At 66.6% G+C, this 25870-nt stretch carries 21 protein-coding genes; 8 read left to right on the top strand and 13 right to left on the bottom strand.

Annotation, left to right across the window (positions count from 1 at the left end):
• Window positions 1-21: 21 nt before the first annotated feature.
• Both prsT and xdp1 read left to right on the top strand, forming a co-directional pair.
• Complete coding sequence (gene prsT / locus Q8Q80_RS07390; protein WP_305632287.1) at window positions 22-2820, top strand: XrtA/PEP-CTERM system TPR-repeat protein PrsT; 2799 nt, start codon at window positions 22-24, stop codon at window positions 2818-2820.
• A 138-nt stretch (window positions 2821-2958) separates the two neighbouring features.
• Window positions 2959-3738: an exosortase-dependent surface protein XDP1 gene (gene xdp1 / locus Q8Q80_RS07395; protein WP_305632288.1), complete on the top strand. Its 780-nt coding sequence runs from the start codon at window positions 2959-2961 to the stop codon at window positions 3736-3738.
• A 79-nt stretch (window positions 3739-3817) separates the two neighbouring features.
• On the opposite strand, the gene Q8Q80_RS07400 is transcribed toward xdp1, so the two are convergent.
• The 3 genes from Q8Q80_RS07400 to Q8Q80_RS07410 all read right to left on the bottom strand — a co-directional run bounded on the left by Q8Q80_RS07400 (window position 3818) and on the right by Q8Q80_RS07410 (window position 7357).
• Window positions 3818-5656 carry an ABC transporter ATP-binding protein/permease gene (locus Q8Q80_RS07400; RefSeq protein WP_305632289.1) on the bottom strand — a complete coding sequence of 613 codons (1839 nt, stop codon included), beginning with the start codon at window positions 5654-5656 and terminating at the stop codon, window positions 3818-3820.
• 685 nt (window positions 5657-6341) lie between these two features.
• Window positions 6342-6845: a hypothetical protein gene (locus Q8Q80_RS07405; RefSeq protein ID WP_305632290.1), complete on the bottom strand. Its 504-nt coding sequence runs from the start codon at window positions 6843-6845 to the stop codon at window positions 6342-6344.
• A gap of 305 nt (window positions 6846-7150) precedes the next feature.
• Window positions 7151-7357 (bottom strand): heavy-metal-associated domain-containing protein, encoded by a 207-nt coding sequence (locus tag Q8Q80_RS07410; protein WP_305632291.1) that lies wholly within the window; start codon window positions 7355-7357, stop codon window positions 7151-7153.
• A 285-nt stretch (window positions 7358-7642) separates the two neighbouring features.
• On the opposite strand from Q8Q80_RS07410, the gene Q8Q80_RS07415 reads away from it, so the two are divergent.
• Entirely contained in the window at window positions 7643-8365 is a 723-nt protein-coding gene (locus Q8Q80_RS07415) for a PEP-CTERM sorting domain-containing protein (protein ID WP_305632292.1), read from the top strand.
• 146 nt (window positions 8366-8511) lie between these two features.
• Here the strand turns inward: Q8Q80_RS07415 and Q8Q80_RS07420 are convergent, their stop codons facing one another.
• Genes Q8Q80_RS07420 through Q8Q80_RS07465 form a run of 10 tightly spaced genes read right to left on the bottom strand, consistent with a single transcriptional unit; the run spans window position 8512 to window position 17765 of the window.
• Window positions 8512-9903: a PLP-dependent aminotransferase family protein gene (locus Q8Q80_RS07420; RefSeq protein ID WP_305632293.1), complete on the bottom strand. Its 1392-nt coding sequence runs from the start codon at window positions 9901-9903 to the stop codon at window positions 8512-8514.
• Entirely contained in the window at window positions 9903-10763 is an 861-nt protein-coding gene (locus Q8Q80_RS07425; protein ID WP_305632294.1) for a Pnap_2097 family protein, read from the bottom strand. The genes Q8Q80_RS07420 and Q8Q80_RS07425 overlap by 1 nt, the downstream gene beginning before the upstream one ends.
• Complete coding sequence (locus Q8Q80_RS07430; protein ID WP_305632295.1) at window positions 10757-12031, bottom strand: MSMEG_0569 family flavin-dependent oxidoreductase; 1275 nt, start codon at window positions 12029-12031, stop codon at window positions 10757-10759. The genes Q8Q80_RS07425 and Q8Q80_RS07430 overlap by 7 nt, the downstream gene beginning before the upstream one ends.
• A 17-nt stretch (window positions 12032-12048) precedes the next feature.
• The gene (locus Q8Q80_RS07435; protein WP_305632296.1) at window positions 12049-12336 is read right to left on the bottom strand and encodes an MSMEG_0570 family nitrogen starvation response protein; all 288 of its coding nucleotides are present in this window, start codon (window positions 12334-12336) and stop codon (window positions 12049-12051) included.
• 13 nt (window positions 12337-12349) lie between these two features.
• The gene (locus tag Q8Q80_RS07440) at window positions 12350-13546 is read right to left on the bottom strand and encodes an MSMEG_0565 family glycosyltransferase (protein ID WP_305632297.1); all 1197 of its coding nucleotides are present in this window, start codon (window positions 13544-13546) and stop codon (window positions 12350-12352) included.
• On the bottom strand, window positions 13539-14552 hold the full coding sequence (locus tag Q8Q80_RS07445) for a sll0787 family AIR synthase-like protein (RefSeq protein ID WP_305632298.1): 1014 nt from the start codon (window positions 14550-14552) through the stop codon (window positions 13539-13541). The genes Q8Q80_RS07440 and Q8Q80_RS07445 overlap by 8 nt, the downstream gene beginning before the upstream one ends.
• Window positions 14549-15139, bottom strand: coding sequence for an MSMEG_0567/Sll0786 family nitrogen starvation N-acetyltransferase (locus Q8Q80_RS07450; protein ID WP_305632299.1), 591 nt, complete (start codon window positions 15137-15139; stop codon window positions 14549-14551). Before Q8Q80_RS07450 ends, Q8Q80_RS07445 begins: the two co-directional genes overlap by 4 nt.
• Window positions 15126-16229, bottom strand: a complete 1104-nt coding sequence (locus Q8Q80_RS07455) for an MSMEG_0568 family radical SAM protein (RefSeq protein WP_305632300.1) — start codon at window positions 16227-16229, stop codon at window positions 15126-15128. Before Q8Q80_RS07455 ends, Q8Q80_RS07450 begins: the two co-directional genes overlap by 14 nt.
• Complete coding sequence (locus Q8Q80_RS07460; RefSeq protein ID WP_305632301.1) at window positions 16192-17283, bottom strand: Nit6803 family nitrilase; 1092 nt, start codon at window positions 17281-17283, stop codon at window positions 16192-16194. Before Q8Q80_RS07460 ends, Q8Q80_RS07455 begins: the two co-directional genes overlap by 38 nt.
• Window positions 17283-17765 carry an MSMEG_0572/Sll0783 family nitrogen starvation response protein gene (locus tag Q8Q80_RS07465; protein WP_069039341.1) on the bottom strand — a complete coding sequence of 161 codons (483 nt, stop codon included), beginning with the start codon at window positions 17763-17765 and terminating at the stop codon, window positions 17283-17285. Before Q8Q80_RS07465 ends, Q8Q80_RS07460 begins: the two co-directional genes overlap by 1 nt.
• 301 nt (window positions 17766-18066) lie before the next feature.
• Here Q8Q80_RS07465 and Q8Q80_RS07470 point away from each other — a divergent pair, with 301 nt between their 5' ends.
• The 5 genes from Q8Q80_RS07470 (at window position 18067) to Q8Q80_RS07490 (ending at window position 25870) form a co-directional block, all read left to right on the top strand.
• Window positions 18067-19317 (top strand): DUF4010 domain-containing protein, encoded by a 1251-nt coding sequence (locus Q8Q80_RS07470; protein ID WP_305632302.1) that lies wholly within the window; start codon window positions 18067-18069, stop codon window positions 19315-19317.
• Between the two features lie 89 nt (window positions 19318-19406).
• Complete coding sequence (locus Q8Q80_RS07475; protein ID WP_305632303.1) at window positions 19407-20090, top strand: TetR/AcrR family transcriptional regulator; 684 nt, start codon at window positions 19407-19409, stop codon at window positions 20088-20090.
• 67 nt (window positions 20091-20157) lie between these two features.
• Window positions 20158-22638, top strand: a complete 2481-nt coding sequence (locus tag Q8Q80_RS07480; protein ID WP_305632304.1) for an acyl-CoA dehydrogenase — start codon at window positions 20158-20160, stop codon at window positions 22636-22638.
• Window positions 22638-23921, top strand: a complete 1284-nt coding sequence (locus tag Q8Q80_RS07485) for an acetyl-CoA C-acetyltransferase (RefSeq protein ID WP_305632305.1) — start codon at window positions 22638-22640, stop codon at window positions 23919-23921. The genes Q8Q80_RS07480 and Q8Q80_RS07485 overlap by 1 nt, the downstream gene beginning before the upstream one ends.
• Entirely contained in the window at window positions 23918-25870 is a 1953-nt protein-coding gene (locus tag Q8Q80_RS07490) for a 3-hydroxyacyl-CoA dehydrogenase NAD-binding domain-containing protein (RefSeq protein WP_305632306.1), read from the top strand. Before Q8Q80_RS07485 ends, Q8Q80_RS07490 begins: the two co-directional genes overlap by 4 nt.

Consider the following 25870-nt stretch of genomic DNA (forward strand, 5'->3'; position numbering starts at 1 on the left):
CGATCCGCATTTCCGTACTCCATGAAACGTCCCCTCTGGCCACTGATCGCATTGATCCTGTTTGCAGGCGTGCTGGCGTCTTTTCCGACCCGTGCGGCCGACGAAGCCAGCCGGTTCTACGAGGATGCACTGGTGCGCTACGAGCGCAAGGACGACGCCGGCGCGATTATCCAGCTCAAGAACGCGCTGAAGGCCGACCCCGGCATGCTGGCGGCTCATCTGCTCATGGGGCGAGCCGGACTGCGCAAGGGCGATTTCGCCGCCGCTGAGGTGGCCTTGCGCGAGGCGCAGCGCCGAGGTGCATCGCGTGCCGAGTACATCGTTCCGCTGGCCAATGTCCTGCTGGCCATCGGTCAGCAGAAGGAACTGCTGGAAACGCTGCAGCCGACCGATCTGCCGCTCGGCATCCGATATGAGCTGATGCTGCTGCGGGCCCGTGCCCATCAGGAGTCGAGCCAGTACGCCCAGGCAATCGCGGTCATTAATGAGGCACGCGCGCTCAATCCGAACGCGCCGTCCGCGCTTGCACTCCATTCGCGCTTCGCACTCGGCGCGGGGCGCGCCGAAGAAGCCGCGACGCTGGCCGAGCAGGCAACCAGCCTCGGTCCCGCTGATACCGATGCCTGGACAGCACGTGCGGCGGTTGCCTATGCGTCCGGCAAGTTGGCGGTGGCGCTTGAGTACTATGACCAGGCACTGAACTTCGCGGCCGACAACAGCGAGGCCCTGCTCGGGAGAAGTTCGGTATTGATGGATCTCGGCCGCATGGCCGAGGCCAAGGTTTCGCTACTGCAACTGGCGAAGGTGGACAAGACCGAACCGCGCGCCGCCTATCTGCGGGCCGTGATTGCCGACCTCGAAGGTGATCGCGACGGCGCCAGGAAACTGCTTGGCGAAGTCGTCAACATCATCGACCCGTTGCCGCGCGGCGCACTGACCAGTCGCTCCCATCTCGCGCTGATTGCCGGTCTGGCGCATCTGAGCCTTGGCGGGCCAGCAAAGGCAAAAGAGTATTTCGAACTGCACGTGCGGTTTTTCCCGTCGCAGCCGGCCGCGCGAAAGCCGCTTGCCTCGCTGCAGATCGCGGGCGGAGATCCGGCGTCCGGCATTGTCACGCTCGAACCTTTGATGCGCAGCGGTACCCGTGATCCCGAAGTGCTGTCGCTGATGGCGACCGCCTATGGCAAGCTCAAGCGACATGAGCGCGCCACTGAACTGCTTGAACAAGCCGCCAGGCTGGGCAAGTCTCCGGAGATACAGACTTCGCTCGGCCTGAGCCTGCTCGGGTCGAAGCAGACGCAGGAAGGTCTGGCGCAGTTGCGCGAGGTGGTCAAGGACGACCCGGGTCAGGGCCGGGCCAGCATGGCACTTGCACTCACCGCGCTGCGCGAGCAGCAACCGCGGCGTGCAGCGGAGCTGATGGAAGAGGTGATCAAGCGCGAACCGGACAATCTTCCGGCGCTGAATGTGCTCGGCGTCGCGCGTGCAGCTGCGGGCGATTTCGCGGGTGCGCGCAAGGCGTACGACAAGGCGCTGTCGAAAGACAAGAATTTCGACAGCGTCAAGCTCAATCTGGTCAAGCTGGAACTCGCCGAAGGCAAACCGGCCGAGGCGCGGACCCGGCTGCTTGCGCTGCTCAAGGAAAAGCCTGACCACCCTTCCGCACTTTTCGAACTGGCACAGCTCGACGTACGCGAGAAGCGGGTTGCCGAGGCGCTGCGCGGCCTGGAGATCCTGCGCGACAAGCACCGCAGGCACGTCGACGGCCAGATCGCGCTGATCGAGCTATATCTCCAGACGGGCGCGCTGGACAAGGCGCTTGAAGTGGCCAAGGACAGCACTCCGAGTCAACCGGGCTACCTTGCCGTGCAGGCGGCGCTGGTCCGTGTTCAGCTTGCCCGCAGCGACGCAGCAGGCGCGCGCGCGACACTCACGTCGATGACGCGTGCGGCAGATTTCGACGCCGTTGCGCAGTACCGGATCGCGCGCCTGCAAATGCAGGCAGGCAACCCGTCCGGTGCCGCCTACAGCCTTGAAAAGGCGTTGCAGGGCGCGCCGGATTTCGTGCCCGCCAAGGTCATGCAAGGCGAACTGTTGCTTGGCGAAGGCGCACTGGACAAGGCCGATGCGCGCGCCCAGCAGCTCCTCAGAGACGCGAAGCCGCCTCCGGAAGCATTCAAGCTGGCGGGAGACGTCGCGTTCGCACGCAGCAAGTGGACTGAAGCGATCGGCCACTACGGGATGGCGCTTTCGAAGGGTGCAGGGGTTGATGTCGCCGGACGCCTGTACGAAACGCACCGGCGGGCCGGCAATGCGGCGCAGGCGAGGGCGTCGGTCGAAGCGCTGGTCAAATCGAGACCACGCGACATGGCGATGAAGCTCCTGCTGTCCCAGGCGCAGACCGAATCAGGTCAGTTGCGCGAAGCAAAGGCGACGCTCGAAACCGTATTGAAGGTCGGGGAATCGGCGCCAGTGTTGAACAATCTCGCCAATCTGCAATGGCAGCTCAAGGATCCCGCTGCCCAGCAGACCGCCGAGCGCGCCTTCAAGCTGGCGCCTGGCGACGCCTTGATCCTTGATACGTTGGGATGGATCCTGGTGCAGAAATCCCAGCTCGATGCGGGATTGCGGCATCTGCGCGAGGCGCGCCTTCGTGACCCGGCCAATCCGGAAATCCGTTATCACCTGGCCTGGGCCCTGGCCAAGTCCGGGCGCAAAGCCGAAGCGCTTCAGGAACTGGAGGCCGCGCTGCAATCCGGCAGGTCGTTTCCGGGGATCGATAACGCTCGCGCGCTCAGAGCCGAAATTGGGGTCCCCTGAGCCATGTCGGATATCTTTACAACACACATTTTTGTAGTTATCAAGTAATTGATTTTATTTGATATTAAAAACTGGCCTTAATTTTGCTATGAAGTTACTGACAGTCAGTCATAGTCAATGACTTCCAAGGATCAAATGATGAAAAAGAAAAGCCTGAAAATCCTGAGTGCCGCTCTGCTGATCGGTTTGAGCGGTGCCGCATCGGCTGCGTCGACGAGCTGGTCATTCACCTCCACCGCAACGTCATCGGTCAGTGCAAGCGGCTTTGCGTCGCAAGTCGCCGAGTATTCGGCGATGACGTACACCAATGGTGCAGGCAATTCGGTCACGATGAATGCGTTCGCGAACACAGCCTCCAACGCGAAGATCGAAGCTGCATACCTGAACTATCAAGGGTCTAGCGGTCTGGGCGTCACGAGCCGCGACAGCAGCACGAATGACGAGGTAACGTCATCCGGTTATCTGAACAACCCGCAGCACTCGTTCGACAATCAGGGCGCAGTCGAGTCCATCCTGTTCTCTTTCTCGTCGGCGTTCACGATGGAACAGCTCGATATCGGATGGTCGACAAACGATTCTGACCTCCAACTTTACGCTTACACCAGCTCGACCCCCTTTTCGACGTCTACGGTTCTTGGCAAGGATTATTCGACGCTGACCGGCTGGACCAAGGTTGGCGACTTCACCGGCCCGACCGATCCGCGCCTGACGACCAACAGCACGTATTCGCGTTATTGGCTCGTCACGCCGGGGCCGGCTTCTGACAAGCTGGATTACATCAAACTGGCGGGCATCACCGGCTCGTACAAGCCGACGACGCCGCCGCCCTCGACCGGCGTACCTGAGCCGGAATCGCTGGCCCTCGTTGGCGTGGCACTGGCCGGCATGCTCCTGACCCGTCGCCGCAAGCTGGTCTGATCGGTTGAGGCAACAAAAAAAACCGCGCAACGCGCGGTTTTTTTTCGTCCATCGCCGGCGCCAGCGGAGAGTGATGTTGTCAGGTTCCTTCTTCCTCCTGCGCCTGCAACGCCCACATCTGCGCATAGGCGCCGTCGAGCGCCAGCAGTTCGGCATGCGAGCCGCGCTCCACGATGCGGCCGGCGTCCATCACCAGGATCTGGTCGGCATCCATGATCGTGGACAGCCGGTGCGCGATGATCAATGTGGTGTGGCCGCGCGCCACCTGTTCAAGCTGCGACTGGATCGCCTGTTCGGTTTTCGAGTCGAGCGCCGACGTCGCTTCGTCGAAGATCAGTACCGGCGGGTCTTTCAGCAGCGCGCGCGCGATGGCGACGCGTTGTTTCTCACCGCCGGACAGCTTCAGGCCGCGCTCGCCGACCTTGGTGTCGTAGCCGTCAGGCAGGCGGGTGACGAAGTCGTGCAGTTGCGCGGCGCGGCTCGCCGCTTCGACCTCTTCCGCCGAGGCGGTGACCCGGCCGTACTGGATGTTGTAGTGAATGCTGTCGTTGAACAGCACGGTGTCCTGCGGCACGATGCCGATCGCGGTGCGCAGGCTGTCCTGCGTGAGTTTGCGGATGTCGGTGCCATTGATCGTGATGCGCCCGCCGCCGCTGTTCACTTCATAGAATCGGTACAGCAGCCGCGCCAAAGTCGATTTGCCGGAGCCCGACTGGCCGACCACTGCGACCCGGCCACCGGCCGGTATCGTGAAGTCTACGTCGTGCAGGATCTGGCGCGCCGGCTCGTAGCTGAAATTCACCTGCTGGAAGCGCACTTCGCACGGTCCCGGCGGCAGGGTTTTTGCATCCGGGTCATCGGCGATCTCGCGGTGGGTGTCCATCAGGCCGAACATGCGCTCGATATCGGTCAGTGACTGACGGATTTCGCGGTACAGCACGCCGAGGAAGTTCAGCGGGATGTAGAGCTGGATCATGAAGGCATTGACCAGCACGATGTCGCCCAGCGTCATGCGGCCTTCGGCCACGCCGACCGTGGCGCGCCACATCATCAGCGTGACGCCGATGGCGATGATGAAGGCCTGGCCGATGTTCAGATACGACAGCGACACCTGGCTGCGCTCCTGCGCGCGCTGCCAGCGCGCCATCTGTTCGTCGTAGCGGCGCGCCTCGAAGCCCTCGTTGTTGAAGTACTTCACCGTTTCGTAGTTCAGCAGGCTGTCGATGGCACGTGTGTTGGCCGCCGAATCCAGCTCGTTCACTTCGCGTCGCAGCTTGGTACGCCAATTGGTGACGACCACGGTGAACGTGATGTAGATCGCCAGCGTGATCGCGGTGATCAATGCGAACGCCGCTTCGTACTTCACCGCGAGGATGCTCAGCACGAGGCCCATCTCCACCAGCGTCGGCAGGATGGAATACAGCGTGTAGCTGATCAGCGAGCCGATGGCGCGGGTGCCTCGCTCGATGTCGCGCGTCAGACCTCCGGTCTGGCGTTCGAGGTGAAAGCGCAATGAAAGGGCATGCAGATGCTGGAATACCTGCATCGAAATGCGCCGCACCGCCTGTTGCGTGACACGCGAAAACACGATTTCGCGCAGTTCGGTCAGCAGCGAAGTCGAAAAGCGCAACGCGCCGTAGGCCGCCAGCAGACCGAGCGGCACCAGCAGCGGTGCGGCTTCGAGCGCGCTCTTCTGCATGGCGGCGGCCGGCGTCAGCGCGTCGATCAGCTGCTTGAATATCAGCGGCACCGTCACGTTCGCGCCCTTGGCGCCGATCAGGAAGGTGAGCGCGATCAGCACGCGCCACTTGTAGGCCCAGAGGTAGGGGAAAAGGCTCTTGAGGGTGTCGAGATCCCGGCGACGGGTGCCTGGGGGGGCTTCGGGTGCGGGCAGGGGCGCAGCGGCGGAGTGTCTCATCGCGCAATTGTAAGGTACGGAGCAGGCGCCACACGGGCTGTCGGCAACGGTTTCGCGAGGATGGCCTCTAGGGAAAGCAGCCGCGCCGACGGGCCGATTGCGACCACCACGGCACCCCAAAGGCGCTTGCGATCTGCCGCCGACCAGTTCGCGAGTGGCCGTACATCGAGTTCGGGCGCCGGACGCGACGCGGCGGCCTTCAATGCGGCTTCGACCACCTCCGACCGTGGCAGCGAGGCGATCCGGATCATCGATGGCCGCGGAGCGTGCCGTGAGCCGGATGATGGTTTCGGTGGAGTCGAAATCGCGTGCCAGTCCGCGCGAGACCGTCGCAGCACCCGGCGCGGGCGAGGACTCGGTGACGGCGCCGGACGCACCGGACGTCGACCGGACCCGCACTGGCGGCTTGAAATCAGTGTCCGACACACATTGCAGGCGGCAGGCGCGCAGGTCGTCCGGCATGTGCGCGGCGTTCTGGTAACGCGCATCCGGTGATTTGGTCAGCGCTCTTGCCACAATGAGATCGACCAGCGCCGGATCTGACTTCCACCTGCTGTTCATGCGGCGCAAACGCGGGGTTGCGGATTTCGATACTGCAGGCGGGGCGCCAAAATGAGGTTGCGCTCCGGCGGTGCCGCGCCATGGAGGGCACCGGCCACGCTGACCTCGCCCCATGCCAGTACATTCACCCGCAGGGTTCCGGGCCGCACCGCTTCCGCAGGCCCGCCAGCGGTCGCATCGACCGCTTGCCTGACTCGCGGCCACTGCCCGGCGCGCTGTCAAGTCGGCCGGGCAGCGGGTTGTCGGTCAGGATGAACACCTCGTGTTCACGCAGCTGCGCATCGGTGCGGATACCCGCCGGTTCGAACAGCCGCCTGCACGCATCTTGCCGATTCGCCAGTGCATCGACGAAGGCTGGTGTCGCGAACACCCTGCCGACGCCGGCAACGCCCGCGACGCGATGCGCCACTCCGAGGCCGTCACCGACGAGGTTGGGCGGCATCACCGGTGCGCCGATCCGCATGACCGGCCCGTGCTGCACAGCGAAGCGCGTCGTCCGGGCTTCGACGAACGTGACGGCCGCGCCGTCTGCGGTATCCAGCACGATTCGCGCCGCCGGGCGCACGCCAGTCAGTGCCGTGCCCGATATCTGATTGAAGCGCGCTCGCATCTGCGCCTGTTCGGCCACCGGTTTGTCCGGATAACCGATGATGTCGATCACGGCGATGCTGCAGACCGCTGCGCGTGAGCCTTCTTGAGTCATGTCCCGAGAGGCGGCCGGATATCGGGTTCTTGAAGGAAAGCGGGGGGGGGGCCGGCAAGTCCGAAGCGGGCTGAGCGCTCGCCTGCCGCAGCCTGCAGACAGCAGTCAGGATGGGCGCGCGACCGACCGTGTCTGGTGGCATGCCTGCGCCGGATGTTTCCGGACCTGCTCCCTTATTGCCGCAGGGCTGCGGCAGGTCGCCGGATCGAAGGGGCCCTGGTGCGACCCGGTCAACGCTGCACCGGAAAACCGCCGTCCTCAAGCGCACGGCAGATATCGTCTTCCGACACAAGAGGACTGTGCTCAACGCTGACCGTACCGGTTTCCGGCGATACGTCGACGCTGTCTATCCCCGGGAGCTCATGGACGATGTTGACGATGTCGGCCGCACAGTCGGGACCTTCAACGCCTGACTCGATGATGACAGTGGTGTGCATGTGCGTCTCCAACTGGTATCCGGTCTTCACAGGGACCCGGATGCATCGTAGCTGCCCGGTGCAAGCTGTGGTTCCGGGTGCATCGGGATCCTGGTGCGAAACAGAACTTCACGCGCAAAGTTCAGGAAATGGTTCACGAGGTGTCGGTAAATCTTACATCGCACGATCCGCTTCATTTGAGTGGAATCTCAATGAACTGAAAATAAAGAGTTTTTCGGTAATTAAATCGATGGCACAGCAATTGCTGGTAATGACTCACGAAAACCTACAGCGTCAGGAGCTTCCATGAAGTACGCCCTCAACTCAGTCGCTGCGCTCGTTGCATTCGCCAGCACTGCAGCTTTCGCTGCGCCGATCACGCCGTCGAGTACCGCACTGCAAACCCTGTCGGGTGCCACATTTGGCGGGTCGGGCATTCCGAATACCGCAGTCCAGGTGCTTGCAGTGGACCCGACGATGGCAGATGTAACCATCGGCCTGACCGCACATCAGCGTTTCACCGGCCCGAATCTGGTCAATAACGGCACCAGCACTTTCGAAGCCGCGACCGGTGTGTCCGCAAGCCCGCCGTCTTCGCCTGCCGATCCCTACGCATTGTGGAACTTCGCGTTCTATGTGGGTGGTGACGACATTTCGAATTACGTGTTCCGGTTGTACTACGACTTCGATCCGGCCAGCGGCACGGACGAAGCCAATCACGGTGTGATCGAGTTTCTCGGTTCGACGTTGCAGGGTGCGGCGATCCAGAATTCGTTCAATCTCGGTATGGATTTCCTCGCCACGAGCATCCCCGGCGTCATCACCGCACCTCTCGGTTCGTTCTCGCCGACGGTAGAAGGCGAATACACCTTCGCGCTGACCGCCATACTCGAGCGGGTTGAGGTGGGTCGCGTGGCCATTCTGGTCGACGTCAATAACCCGGGCACGCCGATTCCGGAACCGGGCACGCTTGCACTCGCGAGCCTTGCGCTGCTCGGTCTTGCCGGCCTGCGCCGCCGCTTCAGCTGACAGTCGCCTCCGCGCTCGTGCGCGGATGGTGGCCGCACAAAAAGCCCGACCTCCAGGTCGGGCTTTTTGTTTTTGCGGTGTCTCGTCGTGCCGCGCGCAGGGTTCATGCAAGTCGCCTGCCGCTTCGCGTTGGCCGTGCCGGTACCCTACATCACCGTCGAATGCGGCTGCAGCGGATGTTCCAGTGTGTCGGCGATCAGGCGCAGCGCGAGGTCGCAGTCGTCGCGCGACATCGGGCCGCCGAGGCACACGCGCACCGCGTCGGGTGGTGTGCCGTCGGTGCTGAACGCGGCGCTCGCGACGACGCCGACGCCCTGCGTGCGCAGGTAGGACGCGAATTCCACCATCGACCAGTCGGACGACAGCGGCAGCCACAGGTGAAAGCCTTCCGCGTGCGCGCGCATCGCATGGCGGCCCAGATGGCGTGTGGCCAGTGACTGGCGGAAAACGGATTCGCTGCGGATGGCGTCCAGCATGGCGTCGGCCGTGCCATCCGTGATCCACCGCGTGGCCAGCGCATTGGTGATCGGCGAACACATGACCGTGGTGGCGCGCAGCGCGCCGGCCAGGCGTTCCGCCTGGCGCGGGCCGGGTGCGTGCACGAAGGCCGAACGCAGGCCGGCGCCGAAACACTTCGACAGGCCCGTCATGTAATAGGTGAGCGCCGGTGCCAGCGTGGCCAGCGGCGGCGGTGTGTCGCGCGGCAGCATGGCGTAGGCGTCGTCCTCGATGATGGGAACGGCGTAACGCAGTGCCACATCGGCCAGCGCCTCGCGCCGGGCGCGCGTGACGGTCGCGGTGGTCGGGTTCAGCAAGGTCGGGTTGCAGTAAAGCGCGCGCGGTTTCAGCGTCCGGCACGCGTGTTCGAAGGCGTCGGCGCTGGGGCCGTCGTCGTCCAGCGGCAGCGCATGCAGTTGCACACCGAGCTGTGCGGCGATGGCCTTGATGCCCGGATAGGTCAGCGACTCGACGCAGATCAACTCGCCCGGTCGTGCCAGCAGCGACACCAGCGCAGTCAGCGCGGCGTGGATGCCCGGGCACACGAGCACCCGCTCGACCGCGCACAGCGGCAGCCGGCGACGCAGCCACTGCACGCCGGCTGCGCGGTCGTCACGCGTGCCGCCGAAGTCCTGATAGCGCAGCAGGTCGTACCAGTCGGACTGCACCATCACCTGCGCCGCACTGTCGCGCAGGCGCGCAATGAGCGCCGGGTCGTGCGGCTCGGGCGGCAGGTTCATCGTCATTTCGGCGCCGCTGCCGCCGCGCAGCGTCAGGCCGGGTGTGGCCCCGCGCACGAAGGTGCCCATGCCGGCGCGCGAATCGATCAGGCCGCGCTTGCGCGCCTCGGCATAGCCGCGCGCCACCGTCGTGTAATTCAGTTCGAGGTAGTCGGCCAGTTCGCGCAGCGTGGGCAGACGGTCTCGTGCGGCGAGCCGGCCGCTGCGCACGTCTTCGGCGATCAGGTCGGCGATCAGCAGATAGGCCGGCTTGTTGCTCGACCGGATACGCTTGAGCCAGATCTGCGCGGTCTTGTCCATCAGTCGGCTCGTCGGGTGAAGCGCTTGCGGGTGATCACGTCGGCAATGCAGAGGCCGTCGGTGCGGCGCACGATGCGGCAGCGATGATGAAAGCCGTCCGGCTCCGCACCGGCGGACAGCAGTTCCACACGTACCGCTTCGCCCGGGTCGATATTGCCGTGGAAATACAGCGTCCGCTCGGCGGTGACCGACGCGCGCAGGCCGTACCAGGCGAACTCTGCGCGGTCGACCAGGGCCTGGAAGGTGGCGAAGTACAGGAAGCCGGCACCGTTGAAATCGCTGTTCGGGCAGGGCGTGAAGTCGAAGCTGCGCAGTACTTCGCCCTCGTGCGCCGCGGTGCGGTGCGCCCGGCCGAGCGACTTCAGTTCGGCTGCAGCCGCCATCAGCGTGGCGTCGCCGGACATCGGGTCTTCGCTCCCCGGAAGCATCTGCGCCCTGGCGACGCTGCGGTTGCCGCCGCCCGGCTCGCGGCGCACCAGCGCCGACAGCAATTCGATGCGCGCCACGCGCGTGTTGCCCATGCGTACCGTCTGCGCGCTGAAATGCTGCGCGCGGCCATGCGGCACCAGCCGCGCCAGCAGCGCGAAGGGCGCATGTTCGGCCACTGCATCGAGCTGCGCCTCGTACAGCCGCACCGCGGTCAGCGCGGCATAGCTGCGGCGGCCTTCGATGTCGGAGAAGGTCGCTTCGTCGCGCCCCTGCGCGCGGGCGATGGCCATCCAGTGCAGGTGGGCGCATTCCTTCAGCAGCCAGTTTTCCGACAGGCCATACAGCGCCAGTTGCGGCATGCCGGCCTGATAGTGCTGCAGCAGCGCCAGCGTGGCGCGCGGCTGCAAGTGGTTCGCGTCCTGCATCAGCATGTGACGGCCTCCTCCGGTTGAAGATGCCGGGGCGCGAAGGCGGTCACCTGCTCGGTCAGCCAGGCGGCGTCGCGCGCCACGCCGGAAAAACGGCCCGAGCCCCAGGTGTACAGCCAGGGCAGACCGAGGAAGTACAGGCCCGGTTGCTGTGTCACGCCGCGCGTGTGCACCGGGTCGCCGCGACCGTTGAATACCGGCGCGTCCACCCAGCGGAAGTCCGGGCTGAAGCCGATGCACCAGATGACACTCGTGATGCCGCTCGACGACAGGTCGAGCGTCGTACGCTCCGCCGCAGGCGCCCAGACCGGTTCATAGACCGACGGCGGCGGTGCGTCGATGCCGGCGCCGGCGATGTGCTTGTCGATCGCGGCATTGATGCCGTTGTAGATGCGGTCGGCGTGGTCGAGCGCAGCACCCAGGCCGGGCTGGAAGGTGAGCGTCGTACCATCGAGATCCTGCAGCAGACCGTACAGTTCCATGCCTTCGAGCGCGAAGCGGCGCAGATCGATGTCGCGCCCGCCGTCGCGGCCGGTCACGTAGTGGTTGGTGTTGTCGCGCACGCCTTCGCGCAGCGGGTGCTCGGTCACCGGCATGTCGTAGTAATTCATGTCGGCCAGCCAGTCGACCACGTCGCGTCCGCGGTAGAAGCGCGCGCAGCGCGGCGCATCGCCCACCGCGAGATGCACCTTGCGCCCCGCCAGATGCAGGTCTTCGGCAATCTGCGCGCCGGACTGCCCCGACCCGACCACCAGCACTTCGCCCTCGGGCAGTGCGGCCGCGCTGCGGTACTGCTCGGAATGCAGTTGCACGATGCCGGCCGGCAGACGCTCGGCCAGCCGCGGCACGATGGGCAAGTGATAGCCACCGCTGGCGACCACGACCTGATCGGCCGTCCACTCGCCATCCGACGTGATCACGTCGAAACCGCCCTGCGCGCGCGGGCTGACGCGGCGCACCGCCACGCCCTCGCGGATCGGCGGCGCAACCTTGCGCCGGAAGGCGGCCAGCCAGGCGTTGATTTCGTCCTTCTTCATGAAGCCGTGCGGGTCCGGACCGTCATACACATGACCGGGCAGCGCGCACTGCCAGTTCGGCGTGACGAGGCAGAAGTTGTCCCAGCGCTGGGTGCGCCAGACATGCATCGCGCTGTGCTTTTCCAGCACCAGATGGTCGATGCCGGCCTGCTGCAGGCAGTGGCTCATCGACAGGCCGGCCTGGCCGCCGCCGACGATGATGACCGGCAGATGGGAAGGGGAGGATGGGGGCATGGCAGTGACTCCGTGGTTCACTCGTCGAAGGCGAGTACTTCGATCTGCGCATCGGGCTGCATGGCCCAGTGCGCAGCGCGTTGTTCGATGTCGGCCAGCTGGTCCAGCGCGGCCGAACAGGCGAATCCGTATTTCGCGCGCACCCGCTCGGATGCGATGTGCAGCGCCTCGCGCACCGACACCATGAATTCGGCCAGCGGATAGCAGGTGCCCGGCGCGAAGTAGTCCTTGATCACCAGTGATGGCGAATAGCAGCGGGTTTCGGTCTGGTCGGGCCAGCGGACCCGGAAGTGCATGGTGGGCATGGCGCAGATATCCCTATATGGATGCAGGCGGAAGCAGCGACGCCCGGTACAGGTCGGCGTGACGCCGGGCGCTGGCCGGCCAGCTGAAGCGCCGGCACACTTCGGGCAGTTCGTAGCGCAATACCTCGGCGCGGCGCGGGTCGCAGGCGCGGCGCATCGCGTGGGCGATCGACAGGGCGTCCTGCGGGTCGGCCCAGCTGACGTCGGTGTCGCCCAGATATTCGGTGAAGGGCGCAGTCGACGACACGACGACCGGCGTGCCGCTGGCCAGCGCTTCGAGCACCACCAGTCCGAAGCCTTCGCACGTCGAGGCCATGACCAGCACGTCGGCGAGGCGGAACAGCGCCGGCATGTCGGCATCGGCCAGCGTGCCGGCGATGACCACGTCGTGCGCATAGCCCACGGTCAGGCCACTGTCGCGCAGGTCAGCCTGGAAGGCGCGTGCATAGCCGTCGTGGTCGAGCAGGCTGGCGCCACCGGCGATCACCAGTTGCGCACCCGGCAGATCGGCCTTGAGCAGCGCGAAGGCTTCGAGCACGCGCCGCGTGTTCTTGCGCTCCTCGACGCCGCCGACGGCGAGGAACACCGGGCCGCGCCCGGCGGCTTCGGTGATGCCCAGCCGATGTGCGAGGATGAGGTCGCCGTCGCCCGGCTGTGCCGAGTAGCGTTCGGCGTCGACCCCGTTGTTGACGCGCTGCGCGTCGATGCCGAAATCGTCGGCCAGCCGGTCGCGCCACAGATCGCTGACGCACAGCACGGTGCGTGCGCACTGCACGCCGCGCGCCTGCCAGGCGGCGAGCCGGCTGTCGTCGAACTCGTCGAGGTGGTGCACGGTGCGCACGAAGCCGTCGATCAGACCCAGATCTTCCAGTGCGGCCAGCGCGTTGGCGCTGATGCTGTCCTGCGCATGCAGGATGTCGAATGGCCGGGTCGCCAGACGCGGCGCGAGGTGGGCGACATAGGCGCCGATGCGTTCGCTGACCATGTCGACCACGCCGCCGGCGGTGCCGGTCACCGGCACCGGTTCGAAGCTGCACGCCGGCGCGCGGAACAGACGCTGCCCGGGTGCGGCCGGTGCGAACATCGTCACGTCGTGGCCGTCGCGCTGCAGCGCCTGCGCCAGTTCCAGCGTGTGCACCACGCCGCCACGCGGATTGACGGAATGCGTCAGCAGGCCGATTTTCAGCCCCGCCTGCAGTGCGTCAGCCATGCATCGCCTCCACATCCGCGCGTGCCGTCGACGCGGCGAGAATGAAGGCCTGTTCGGCGACATTCCACAGCAGCGCGCGTTCGTCCTGCAGGGTCAGCCACACCTCGGGCGATGCGGTCACGCGGCCGATGCGCGCCGCGGCAATGTCGCGTTCGCCGAAGCGCGCGATGACGCGGTCGGCGTGGGCCGGACGCACCGACAGCAGATAGCCGAAGCTCGGAAAGGACAGCAGCCAGCGCAGCAGCGGCATGCCGTCAGGGCGCGGCACCGCGTCAAGATCAATCACCGCGCCGACCTTCGAGCACTCGAGCAGCATCAGCGCGGTGCCGATCAGGCCGGCCATGCTGACGTCCTTGCCGGCGTCGCACAGGCCGGCTTCGGCCAGCTGCGGCAGCAGTTCGATGTCGCCGCGCAGGCGCTCGGCCGGTGCGCGGGTCGAGGCATTCCAGTACGGATAGGGTTCTTCGTACGCGCCGCGCAGGTCGACCGCCAGGATCAGTTCGTCGCCCGGCTGCGCATTGAAACTGGTGATGAGCCTCTTCGCGCGGCCGAGTATGGCGACCGCCAGCTGGCCGCGCGCCGCGCGGTGATTGCTGTGGCCGCCGACGATGGGCACACCGTAGCGCGCCGACGCCGCGGCCATGCCTTCGAGCACCGGCGACGAGGCGTCGGCGCCGTCGCTCCACAGCGCGTCGACCACCGCGATCGGCCGCCCGCCCATGGCGCAGATGTCGCTCACATTCACCATGACGCCGCAGTAGCCGGCGAACCAGGGCATGCGCGACACGAACTGTTCGACCAGCCCTTCGATGGCGAACAGCAGCCAGCCCTCGCCCGACGGATCGGCGATGGCGGCACAGTCGTCGCCGATGGCCACGGCTTGCGCCATGTCCTGCATGCCGCCGGGCAGTGCACGGCCGAGTGCCGCCATCACGTCGCCGATGTCGCGCTTGTGCGCGAAGCCGGGGCTGCCGCGCAGCGCGTCGACGAGGGCGTGCAGATTCACGCGGCGACTCCGCTGCGCGCAGTCGTCGAGCGCGTGACGAAGCCGCTGAACACGTCGAAACACGGCGGGTAGTGATCGAGTTCGGCCTGCATCAGCCAGTGCGCCCGGCCGTGCAGGGTTTCCGGCTGCAGTGGCTTCCAGTGCAGGCGACGGAACAGCGGCAGGTTCTGCGCCTGCACGTGGGCGAGGAAGGTGTGGCAGCCGCGCGCATGCGCACTGGTCACCGCGAGCCGGATCAGCGTCGCGGCCAGCTTGCCGTGGCTGCGGAATGCCGGCGCCACCGCGAGGCGCGAGCCCCACCACAGGCCAGGTTCGCCGGAGCGCCGGTCTTCGTGGATGCGCACCGTGCCGACCACCTGGTCCGGCATGCCGCCGACCTGGGTCACGGCGACGATGAGCTGGGCATATGCATCGATGGCGTCGATGTCGTCGCCGTCGAACACGCCCTGTTCCTCGCAAAACACCGCGCGCCGCAGGCGATGCGCTTCGCTGCGCTCCCACGCGCTGTCCGCCCACTTGATGCGGAATTCGCACGGCGCGAAATGCGCCGGCAGTTCGCAGTACCCGACCGGGTCAGCGTGCAGCATGGTGAGCGTCCCGTTTTTCGTACGACGACAGCGACGAGCAGGCGCCGCATTTGCCGCAGCCGGCCTTGATGTCGGTCGAGCGCAGGCCGGCATCGGACAGCATCGCGCCCAGCGGTTCGAGGATGGACCGCATGAAGGCCGGGCTGGGCGCCGGGTGATCTTCCAGCGGCGTGCCGCTGATCGGCACGAAGGGCACGACGAAGGGATACACGCCCAGGCCGATGAGTTTCGCGCTGATGTCGAGGATGGCGTCCGTGGTGTCGCCCAGCCCGGCCAGGATGTAGGTGCTCACCTGGCCGCGGCCGAATACCGCGACCGCCGCCTCGAACGCCTCCATGTAGCGCTCGATCGAGACCGTCGCCTTGCCCGGCATGATCTGTTCGCGCAGCGCCGGCGTGACCACTTCGAGGTGCATGCCCAGACTGTCGATGCCGGCCGCCTTCATGCGCGCGAACCAGCGGTCACCGTCGTCACCCCCGGGCGGCTCGCACTGCGCCTGTATCGGCAGGTCGACCGCGGCGCGCACGGCGAAGGCGGAATCGCACAGCACCTGCGCGCCGCGGTCCGGCGTGGCCGGCGTGCCGGTGGTCATGACCATGTGCTTCACGCCATCGAGCAGCACCGCGGCGCGGGCGACTTCGGCCAGCTGGTCCGGTGTCTTGTGCGCAATGGTGCGACCGGCCGCCAGCGACTGGCCGATCGAGCAGAACTTGCACGACTTGCGCCGGCTTTCATACCGGATGCAGGTCTGCAGTACCGTGGTCGCGAGCACGTCGGCGCCGTGCAGCGTTGCGATGTGCGAGTAGGGCACGCCATCCAGTGTCTGCAGCGCGTAGAAGCGCGGCTGTTCAGGAAAGCGGATCTGCGCGATCGGAATGCTGCCGCGCTTCAACTGCACGCGGCCGTCTGCGTCCGGCGCTTCGGCGATGAAGGGCGAGTTGAAGGCCGAGCCCGTATGCACCGGCACCATGATGGTTGTGCCGTCCACCGTCACCGCCTTGTGATCGGACGGCCCGGCACCGCCGCGCCGGCTCGGTGCGCCGGCGCCCGGATCAGCCAGCCGCAAGCCGAACGACTGCAGTTCCGTCATCAGCGCCGTCGCCTGCTGACGGTCGGTCGATGTGCGGTTCGATGTGCGGTGCGATTCGCGGTCCGCTTCGATAATCGGTGGGGTGCTCATCGGAGGTGCTCCGGACAGGGTCTGAAGGGGACGCCATCGACACGACCGGACGGGCCGGGCGGTCGTTGATGGCGAGGCTGAGCAGTTCGGGCCGCGCGTAGTGGCCGACCGAATCCATCATGCGTTTGCGCTTGGTGACCAGCGCCATGTCCAGATCGGCGATCACCATGCCTTCGCCTTCGGTCAGCGGCGGCGCCAGATGCACGCCTTCGGGCGACACGATGGCGGTGCAGCAACCGCCGCGCAGCGTCTTCTGCAGGCCCGCGTCGGGCGTGATGGACTGGATCTGCGCGTCGCTCAGCCAGCCGGTGGAATTGATGACGAAGCAGCCCGCTTCGAGCGCGTGATGGCGGATCGTCACTTCCATCTGGTCGGCGAAGATCTGGCCGACCATCGAACCCGGAAACTGCGCGCAGTGGATTTCCTCGTGCTGCGTCATCAGCGCGAAGCGCGCCAGCGGGTTGTAGTGCTCCCAGCAGGCCAGCGCGCCGACGCGACCGACCACGGTGTCGACCACCTTCAGGCCGCTCGCGTCACCCTGACCCCACACCATGCGCTCGTGATAGGTCGGCGTGATCTTGCGGCGCTTCAACACAAGCTTGCCGTCGGCGTCGAACACCAGTTGCGTGTTGTACAGGCTGCCGTGATCGCGCTCGTTCACGCCGAGCACCACCACGACGCCGCGCGAGCGCGCCCGCTCGGCGAGGGCCTGCGTCACCGGCCCGGGCACCGCCACCGCCCGTTCGTACAGCTTCAGGTGCGCCGCGCCCATCAGCACCGGCGGCTGCACGAACGAAAAGTACGGGTAGTAGGGCAGAAAGGTTTCCGGGAACACCGCAATCCGCGCGCCGCGATCCGCCGCTTCGTCGATCGCCGCCAGCACGTGCGCCAGCGTGCCGTCGGCCGATTCGAGGTCGGGCGCGATCTGGATCGCGGCGGCGCGGATTACTCGCGCGGAAGACATCACAAGGTCCAGGTGTCGAGGATGAAGGCGTTGTCCTTGCGGTGCAGCAGGATGATGTCGAGCACGTCGAGCGGGTTGATCGGCGTGATGCCTTCGATCAGCGACCCTTCGCCATGGCCGTACAGCGCCTGCAGTGCAAAGCGACATGCATAGACCTTGCCGCCTTCGGCGATGAACTTGGTGATCTGGTTGTTGAAGTTCTGGTGGCCGGGGAAGGCTTCGTCGCCCAGCGTCGGAAAGCCGCGCTTGACGCCCAGCGTGACGCCCGGGCCGTACAGCAGGATGGAGGTGTCGAAGCCCTTGCGCTTCAGCCGGGTGGCCTGCAGCAGATTGACGAAGCCGATCGAGCCTTCGAAGGCGACCGTATGGAAGGTGACCAGCGCCTTTTCGCCCGGCTCGGCTTTCACGTCCTCGAACACCTTCTCTTCGTAATCGACGAGGAATTCACCTTTCTGATTGGCGGGCTTGGTAACTTTCGGCATGAGAACTCTCCTGTGGGGTGGTCGTCCGGGTCAGTGCGCTCTGGCGGCGCTCCCTGTCCTTTGCACGCTGCGTGCCATGCCGGCGTCACTGCCTGCGATCAATATGCGATCAATGAACATACGCGCCCGCCGTGGCCGTTGACAGATTTTCACGGTCGCTGAAATGTCCTTTCCGGATCGGGGTTTAGGGGTGGCTTCACGCACCGCGATGGAGCACCCGCCATGCGATCAATGCACCCGATCATTCATCCGGATCGCACCGGATGAGCGTCGGTGCCGCCTACCCGCGTATCGTTGAGGCATGTCCGAATCCGTTGATCCCAGATTGATCGGCCTGGCTGCCGCGCTCGGCATCGGCCTGCTGATCGGCATGGAGCGCGAGCGGCGCAAGGGCGAAGGTCCGGCGCGCGCGGCAGCCGGTCTGCGCACCTTCACGCTGGCTGCATTGCTTGGCGCGCTGGCCATGCTGCTCGGCGGCGGCCTGACACTGGCGGTACTGGCGGCAGCCGTGGGGCTGCTGACGGTGGTGTCCTACCGCAAGTCATCCGTCACCGACCCCGGCCTGACGACGGAAATCGCGCTGCTGCTGACCTTCACGCTCGGTGCGCTGGCGCAGGTCGATGCGCCGCTGGCGACCGGCATCGGCGTGCTGGTGGCCATCATGCTGGCCGCGCGCAGCCACCTGCACCGCTTCGTCGTGCGCGTCATGTCGGAGCAGGAACTGCACGACGCGCTGCTGCTGGCGGCCGCGGCGCTGGTCATCCTGCCGCTGACGCCCGATCGCACGGTTGATCCGTTCGATGCGATCAATCCGCGCACCTTGTGGACGCTGGCCGTGCTGATGATGGCGATCAACGCGTGCGGCCACATTGCGCTGCGCGCCGCCGGGCCGGCGCTCGGCCTGTCGTTCGCCGGCTTCGCATCGGGCTTCGTGTCGAGCACCGCCACCATCGCGGCGATGGGCGCGCAGGCCGTGCGCACGCCCGCGTTGCGCGCCGGCGCCGTGTCGGGTGCCGTGCTGTCGTCGCTGGCGACCGTGCTGCAACTGGTGCTGCTGCTCGCAGTGACCAGTACCGCCGTACTGCGCGAAATGGCGCTGCCGCTGCTGGCGGCCGGTATCGCGGCGCTGGCTTACGGTCTGCTGGTCGCGTGGCGCAGTGTGCATGCGATGGAGGGCGAGACCGTGCCGCCCGGCCGCGCCTTCAACCCGCGTATCGCCGTGCTGTTCGCCGTCACGATGGGCGGCATGCTGCTGCTGACTTCACTGCTGCGCGAAGCCTTCGGCAGCGCCGGCCTGAACCTGGCCGTGGGCCTGGCCGGTTTCGCCGACGCCCATTCGTCTGCCGCGGCGGTCGCCGCGCTCAACGCTTCGGGCAAGATTGAGGCCGCACAGGCGGTGCTGCCCATCCTGATCGCCTTCACGACCAACGCGATCAGCAAGATCGTTGTCGCTGCGACGGCCGGCGACCGGGCCTTTGCGGCTCAGGTTGCACCGGGTGTGCTGCTGTCGGTCGGCGCCGCCTGGGCGGTCTGGCTGCTGCGCGGAGGCTGATGCCCGCACGCAGCGGTGGTCAACATGCTTGACAGCGACGCTTTCCTGGCTAGAATTTAAACGAACGTTTGAATGAGGGCTGTGCAGGCATGGATGTCCGTCGCACTTCGCTGACCGCGCACGAAACCCGCAGCCGCATTCTCGATGCGGCGCAGGCCCTGTTCGTGGCACACGGTTTCGAGGCGACGTCGATGCGCATGATCACCGGCGACGCCGGCGTCAATCTTGCGGCGGTGAACTACCACTTCGGTTCGAAGGACGTACTGGTGCGCGAGGTGCTGAAGCGCCATCTGCAGCCGCTGAACGCGCAGCGCATGCAGGCACTCGATGCGGCCGAAGCCGCGGCCGGCGAGCAGCCGGTGAAGCCGCACCGCATCGTCGATGCGTTCTTCAGCAGTTCGCTCGATCTGGCGTCAGGCAGTGCTGCCGGGCGTGAATTCATGCAGTTGCTCGGCCGCACCTTCACCGAACCGTCACCGTCCGTGCGCGAATATCTCGCGACCGAATACGCGCCGGTGATCGGCCGTTACCGCGATGCGTTCTGCCGCGCGCTGCCGACGGTGCCGGTCGAGGAAATCCTGTGGCGCCTGCATTTCATGCTGGGCGCCATGTCGTACGCGGTGTCGGGCATCGATTCGCTGCAGGTGCTGACCGGCGTGCGCATCGATGAGCCGGACGCCATGCAGCGCATGCGGCCGCGCCTGATGAGTTTCCTGCTCGGCGGTTTGCGGGCGCCACTTCCTGCGGGCGACGGCGCGGACGAAACAACGTAGCGGAACAGGGTGCAACGGCCGACGATGGCCTGCACACCGGAGCGAAGCACCGAGGAGGGGAAACGACATGACCTGGATAGTGTTGCTGCTGGTGCCTGTGGGCATCGTACTGCTGGGCTACCTGCGCGCGCCGCTGCTCGTGAGCACCGTGGCGGCTGCCGCGTGGCTGGTGGCGGCCAGCCTGCATTTCGACTGGCCGGTGGCGATGAATGTCGCGGTTGCGCTGCTGGCGGGCGTGCCGGCACTGCTGCTGAACGTGCCGGCGCTGCGCCGTGCGGTCATTTCAAAACCGCTGTTGAAGGTTTACCGAAACATCCTTCCGCCGATGTCCGACACCGAACGCATCGCGCTGGAAGCCGGCACCGTGTGGTGGGAAGGCGAACTGTTCCGCGGCCACCCGGACTGGTCCGTGCTGCACGCCTATCCGGAGCCGACGCTGAGCGCGGAAGAACAGGCCTTCCTCGACAACGAGGTCGAACAGCTGTGCCGCCTGTCCGACGACTGGACCATTTCGCACGAATTGAAGGACTTGCCGCCCGAGGCGTGGCAGTACATCAAGGATGCCGGCTTCCTCGGCCTCATCATTCCGAAGCAGTACGGCGGCAAGCAGTTTTCGGCCTGGGCGCATTCGCAGATCGTGACCAAGCTGTCGACGCGCTGCTCCGCCTCGGCGGTCACCGTGATGGTGCCCAACTCGCTCGGCCCGGCCGAACTGCTGCTGCACTACGGCACCGACGCGCAGAAGGATCACTACCTGCCGCGCCTGGCCAGGGGGCTGGAGATTCCGTGTTTCGCACTCACCAGCCCGCAGGCCGGCTCGGACGCGGCGTCGATTCCGGACTTCGGCATCATCTGCAGGGGCGAATATCAGGGCCGCGAAGTACTGGGCATGCGCGTCACCTGGGACAAGCGCTACATCACGCTGGGTCCGGTCGCGACACTGCTCGGTCTGGCGTTCCGGCTGTACGACCCGGACCACCTGCTGGGCGACACCGAAGATATCGGCATCACCTGCGCACTGATTCCGACCGATCACCCGGGCGTCGAAATCGGCCGCCGCCACTTCCCGCTGAACGCGGTGTTCCAGAACGGACCGAACTGGGGCCGCGACGTATTCATGCCGATCGAGTGGATCATCGGCGGCCCGGCGATGGCCGGGCAGGGCTGGCGCATGCTGATGGAGTGCCTCGCCGCCGGTCGCTCGATTTCGCTGCCGGCGTCGAACACCGGCATGGCCAAGCTCACCGCGCGCGCCGTCGGCGGCTATGCGCGCGTGCGCAGCCAGTTCAAGACTGCGATCGGCCGCTTCGAAGGCATCCAGGAACCGCTGGCCCGCATCGGCGGCCACCTGTACATGATGGACGCGGCACGTCGCATGACTGCCGGCGCCATCGACCTGGGCGAAAAGCCCTCGGTGGTGTCGGCCATCGTGAAATACCACATCACCGAGCGCGCGCGCATCGTCGTCAATGACGGCATGGACATCCTTGGCGGCAAGGGCATCTGTCTGGGGCCGTCGAATTTCCTCGGCCGCGCCTACCAGCAGATCCCGATCGGCATCACGGTCGAGGGCGCGAACATCCTGACACGCAGCCTGATCATCTTCGGCCAGGGCGCCATCCGCTGCCATCCGTACGTGCTGCGCGAAATGCGCGCCGCGCTGGCCGACGACACGCCGGCGGCGCTGGCCGAATTCGACGATGCGCTGTTTTCGCACATCGGCTACACCGCCAGCAATGCGATACGCGCGCTGGTGACCGGCCTGACCGGTTCGCACTGGGTTGGCGTGCCGAGTGGCGTGGCGCCGGAAACGCACCGTTACTACCAGCAGCTCACGCGCTTTTCGACCGCCTTCGCGTTCATTTCGGATGCCGCGATGCTCACCATGGGCGGCGATCTGAAGCGCAAGGAAAAACTGTCGGCGCGGCTGGGCGACATCCTTTCGCAGATGTATCTGTGCTCGGCCACGTTGAAGCGCTACGAAGCCGATGGCCGGCAGGCGGCCGACGCGCCGCTGATGCACTGGGCCATGTGGGACGCGATGTTCCATGCCCAGACCGCATTCGAAGGCGTGATGTCCAACTTCCCGAATCGCGCCATCGCCATCCTGCTGCGCCGTCTGATCTTTCCGCTCGGCCGGCCGTATGTGGTGCCGTCGGACCGGCTCGGCGGCGAGGTGGCGAATCTGCTGATCGAGCCGTCCGCGACGCGCGACCGGCTGACCGCCGGCATGTACATCCCCGACGACGAACACGACCCGGTCGGCGTCATCGAACACGCGCTGAACGCGACGATCGCCGCCGAAACCATCGAAGCACGTGTGCGCGCGGCGCAGAAGAAGGGTGTGCTGAAAGCGCACGGGGCCGGGCTGATGCAGGCCGCGTTCGACGCCGGCCTGATCGAGGCCGCCGAATTCGCGCTGATCCGCCGGCGCGACGAACTGCGTGACCGGGTCGTCCGGGTGGACGACTTCCCGCAGGATTTCGGTGTCGATGCGGTGAGCACACCGCCGGCCGAATCGCACAACGTCACCGCGATCGCCGCCTGATGACCTTATCCGACGTTTTCGTGGTCGATGGCGCGCGCACGCCCTTCCTGAAGTCGCGCAACGCGCCCGGCCCGTTCGCCGCGGCCGACCTCGCGGTGGCGGCCGGCAGTGCGCTGCTGTCGCGCCAGACCTTCCGGCCGGATCAGCTCGACGAAGTCATCCTCGGCTGCGCGGCGCCCTCTGCCGACGAAGCGAACATCGGTCGCATCGCTGCACTGCGCCTGGGCTGTGGCGACCGCGTGCCGGGCTGGACGGTGATGCGCAACTGCGCGAGCGGCATGCAGGCACTCGATTCGGGCATTGCCAACATCCGGCTCGGACGCGCCGATCTGGTGCTGGCCGGCGGCGTCGACGCCCTGTCGCGTGCCCACCTGCTGTTTTCCGACGCCATGGTGCGCTGGCTGTCGCAGTGGTACGCGGCCAGAGGCATCGGCGCGCGCGCGCTGCTGCTGACGAAATTGCGCCCCGGCATGCTGGCGCCGGTCATCGGTCTGCTGAAAGGCCTGACCGATCCGGTCATCGGCATCAATATGGGCCAGACCGCCGAAAACCTCGCCGCGCGCTTCGGCATCAGCCGCACACAGATGGATTTCCACGCCATGCGTTCGCACCAGCGCACCGCCGCCGCGCTCGATGCCAGCCATTTCGGCGAAGTCGTGCCGATCGCCGACGCCGGTGGACATATCTATACGGAGGACGACGGCGTACGACGCGATTCGTCGGTGCCGCGGCTGGCAAAGCTGCGCCCGGTGTTCGACCGCGCGCAGGGTCACATCACGGCCGGCAACAGTTCGCAGGTGACCGACGGTGCGGCCTGGTTGCTGCTGGCGTCGCGCAAGGCGGTGGATGAGCATGGCCTGACGCCGCTCGGCCGCATCGTCGACACCGAGTGGGCCGGACTGGACCCGGCGCAGATGGGACTGGGCCCGGTGCACGCCGCCACACCCATCCTGCAGCGTCACGGTCTCGGGCTGAACGATCTTGATGCCTGGGAAATCAACGAAGCCTTCGCCGCTCAGGTCATCGGCTGCATCGAGGCGTGGAAAAGCGATGACTACTGCCGCACCGAACTGGGCCTGCCCGGCGCGCTCGGCACGCTCGATGAGCGCCGGCTGAATGTCGACGGCGGCGCCATTGCGATCGGTCACCCGGTCGGCGCAAGCGGTGCACGCATCGTGCTCCACCTGCTGCAGGTGCTGCGCCGGCAGGGTGGCGGCCGCGGCATCGCGGCCATCTGCATCGGCGGCGGGCAGGGCGGTGCCATGCTGGTGGAAACGACGTGAGCGCCGAAATGACACAAGGGCTCGAGCACTGGCGCCTCGAGCGCGACGCGGAAGGCATCGCCTGGCTCACTTTCGACCGGGCCGGCGAAAGCGTGAATACATTGTCCGGTGAAGTCATGCGCGAACTGGCCGGCGTGCTCGACACATTCGACGCCGCGCCGCCGCGTGGGCTGGTGATCCTGTCCGGCAAGGCAAGCGGCTTCATCGCCGGCGCCGACATCGCCGAATTCGGACAGGTGAGCGATCTGGCCGGCGCGCGGGCGCTGATCGAACGCGGCTGGAACCTGTTCAACCGGCTGGCGGCCGTGCGCTACCCGACCTGTGCGCTGGTGCGCGGTTTCTGCGTTGGCGGCGGCACAGAACTGGCGCTGGCCTGCGACCGCATCGTCGCAGTCGATGACCCCGGTACCCGCTTTTCGCTGCCCGAAGTGATGCTGGGCATCGTGCCCGGCTGGGGCGGCATGCTGCGCCTGCCGGCCCGCATCGGCGCACCGGCGGCGCTGGACATGATGCTGACCGGCCGCGCGCTCGACGTGCGCCGTGCGAAGTCGCTTGGTCTGGTCGACGACATCGCGCCGGCGCGGCTGATGCGCGAACATGCGGGTGCCGCCGTGCTGTCGGGCGCGCCGCGCAAGCCGCTGCCGCTGCTGAAGCGCCTGCTGTCCGGGCCGCTGCGCAGCGTGGTGGCGAAGAAGGCCATGGCCGGCGTGGCCAAGCGCGCCAGTCGCCGGCACTACCCGGCGCCGTACGCCATCATCGACATGTGGCGCGATTTCGGCGGCAATGCGCTGGCCGTGCCGGCGGGGCATGCTTCATCGATGGGCGCACTTGTCGCCCATCCGACCACCGCCAACCTGCAGCGCGTGTACCACCTGCGCGAGCGCTTGCGCGGCTTCGGCAAGCCGGAAGGCGTCGAGCTGCCGGTGGTCCGCCACGTACATGTGGTGGGTGCCGGCGTCATGGGTGGCGACATCGCGGCCTGGTGCGCGTTGCGCGGCTTTCGGGTGACGCTGCAGGACAGCAGTGCCGAACGCATCGCCCCGGCGCTGCAGCGCGCCGCGAAGGCCTGGGGCCGCAAGTTCCGGCGCGACCGGCGCGGTCTGCGCGGCGCGCTCGACCGGTTGGTGCCGGACGTGACCGGCGCGGGTATCGCGGGGGCTGACGTCATCATCGAAGCCATCTACGAAGACCTCGACGCGAAGCAGGCGCTGTTTCGTGACATCGAACGGCGCGCGAAGCCCGACGCGCTGATCGCCAGCAACACCTCCAGCCTGCGCATCGAGGACATCGCGGCCTGCCTGCGCACGCCGTCGCGGCTGGTCGGCATCCATTTCTTCAATCCGGTGGCGCAGATGCCGCTGGTCGAAGTGGTGAGCGGCGCCGCCAGCGATCCGCTGGCCGTGCAACGCGCCGCGGCCTTCGTCGGCGCGCTCGACAAGTTGCCGCTGCCGGTGGCCAGCAGTCCGGGTTTCCTCGTCAATGCGGTACTCGGCCCCTACATGCTGGAAGCGATGAAGTGCGTTGATGAGGGCATTGCACCCGAGGTGGTTGACCGCGCGGCACAGGATTTCGGCATGGCCATGGGGCCGGTCGAACTGATCGATACCGTCGGGCTCGACATCGCCCTGGCCGCTGGTGCGCGGCTGACCGGCAGTGCCCAGGCGCCGGCCTGCCTGCAGCGCCATGTCGATGCCGGCCGACTCGGGCGCAAGACCGGCAGCGGATTCTACGAGTGGACCGACGGCAAACCTCAACGTGGTGCGGTATCGTCCGTGCCCGACGGACTGACCGACCGGCTGCTTGCGCCGCTGATCGCCGTCACGCGGCGCTGCGTCGAACAGCAGGTGGTCGCCGATGCCGATCTGGCCGACGCCGGCCTGATCTTCGGCGCCGGCTTTGCCCCGTGGACCGGCGGCCCGCTGCACCATGAACGCCTGAAACCTCACTGA

This window comes from Methyloversatilis sp. (assembly GCF_030698125.1).
In the GTDB taxonomy this organism is placed as follows: domain Bacteria; phylum Pseudomonadota; class Gammaproteobacteria; order Burkholderiales; family Rhodocyclaceae; genus Methyloversatilis.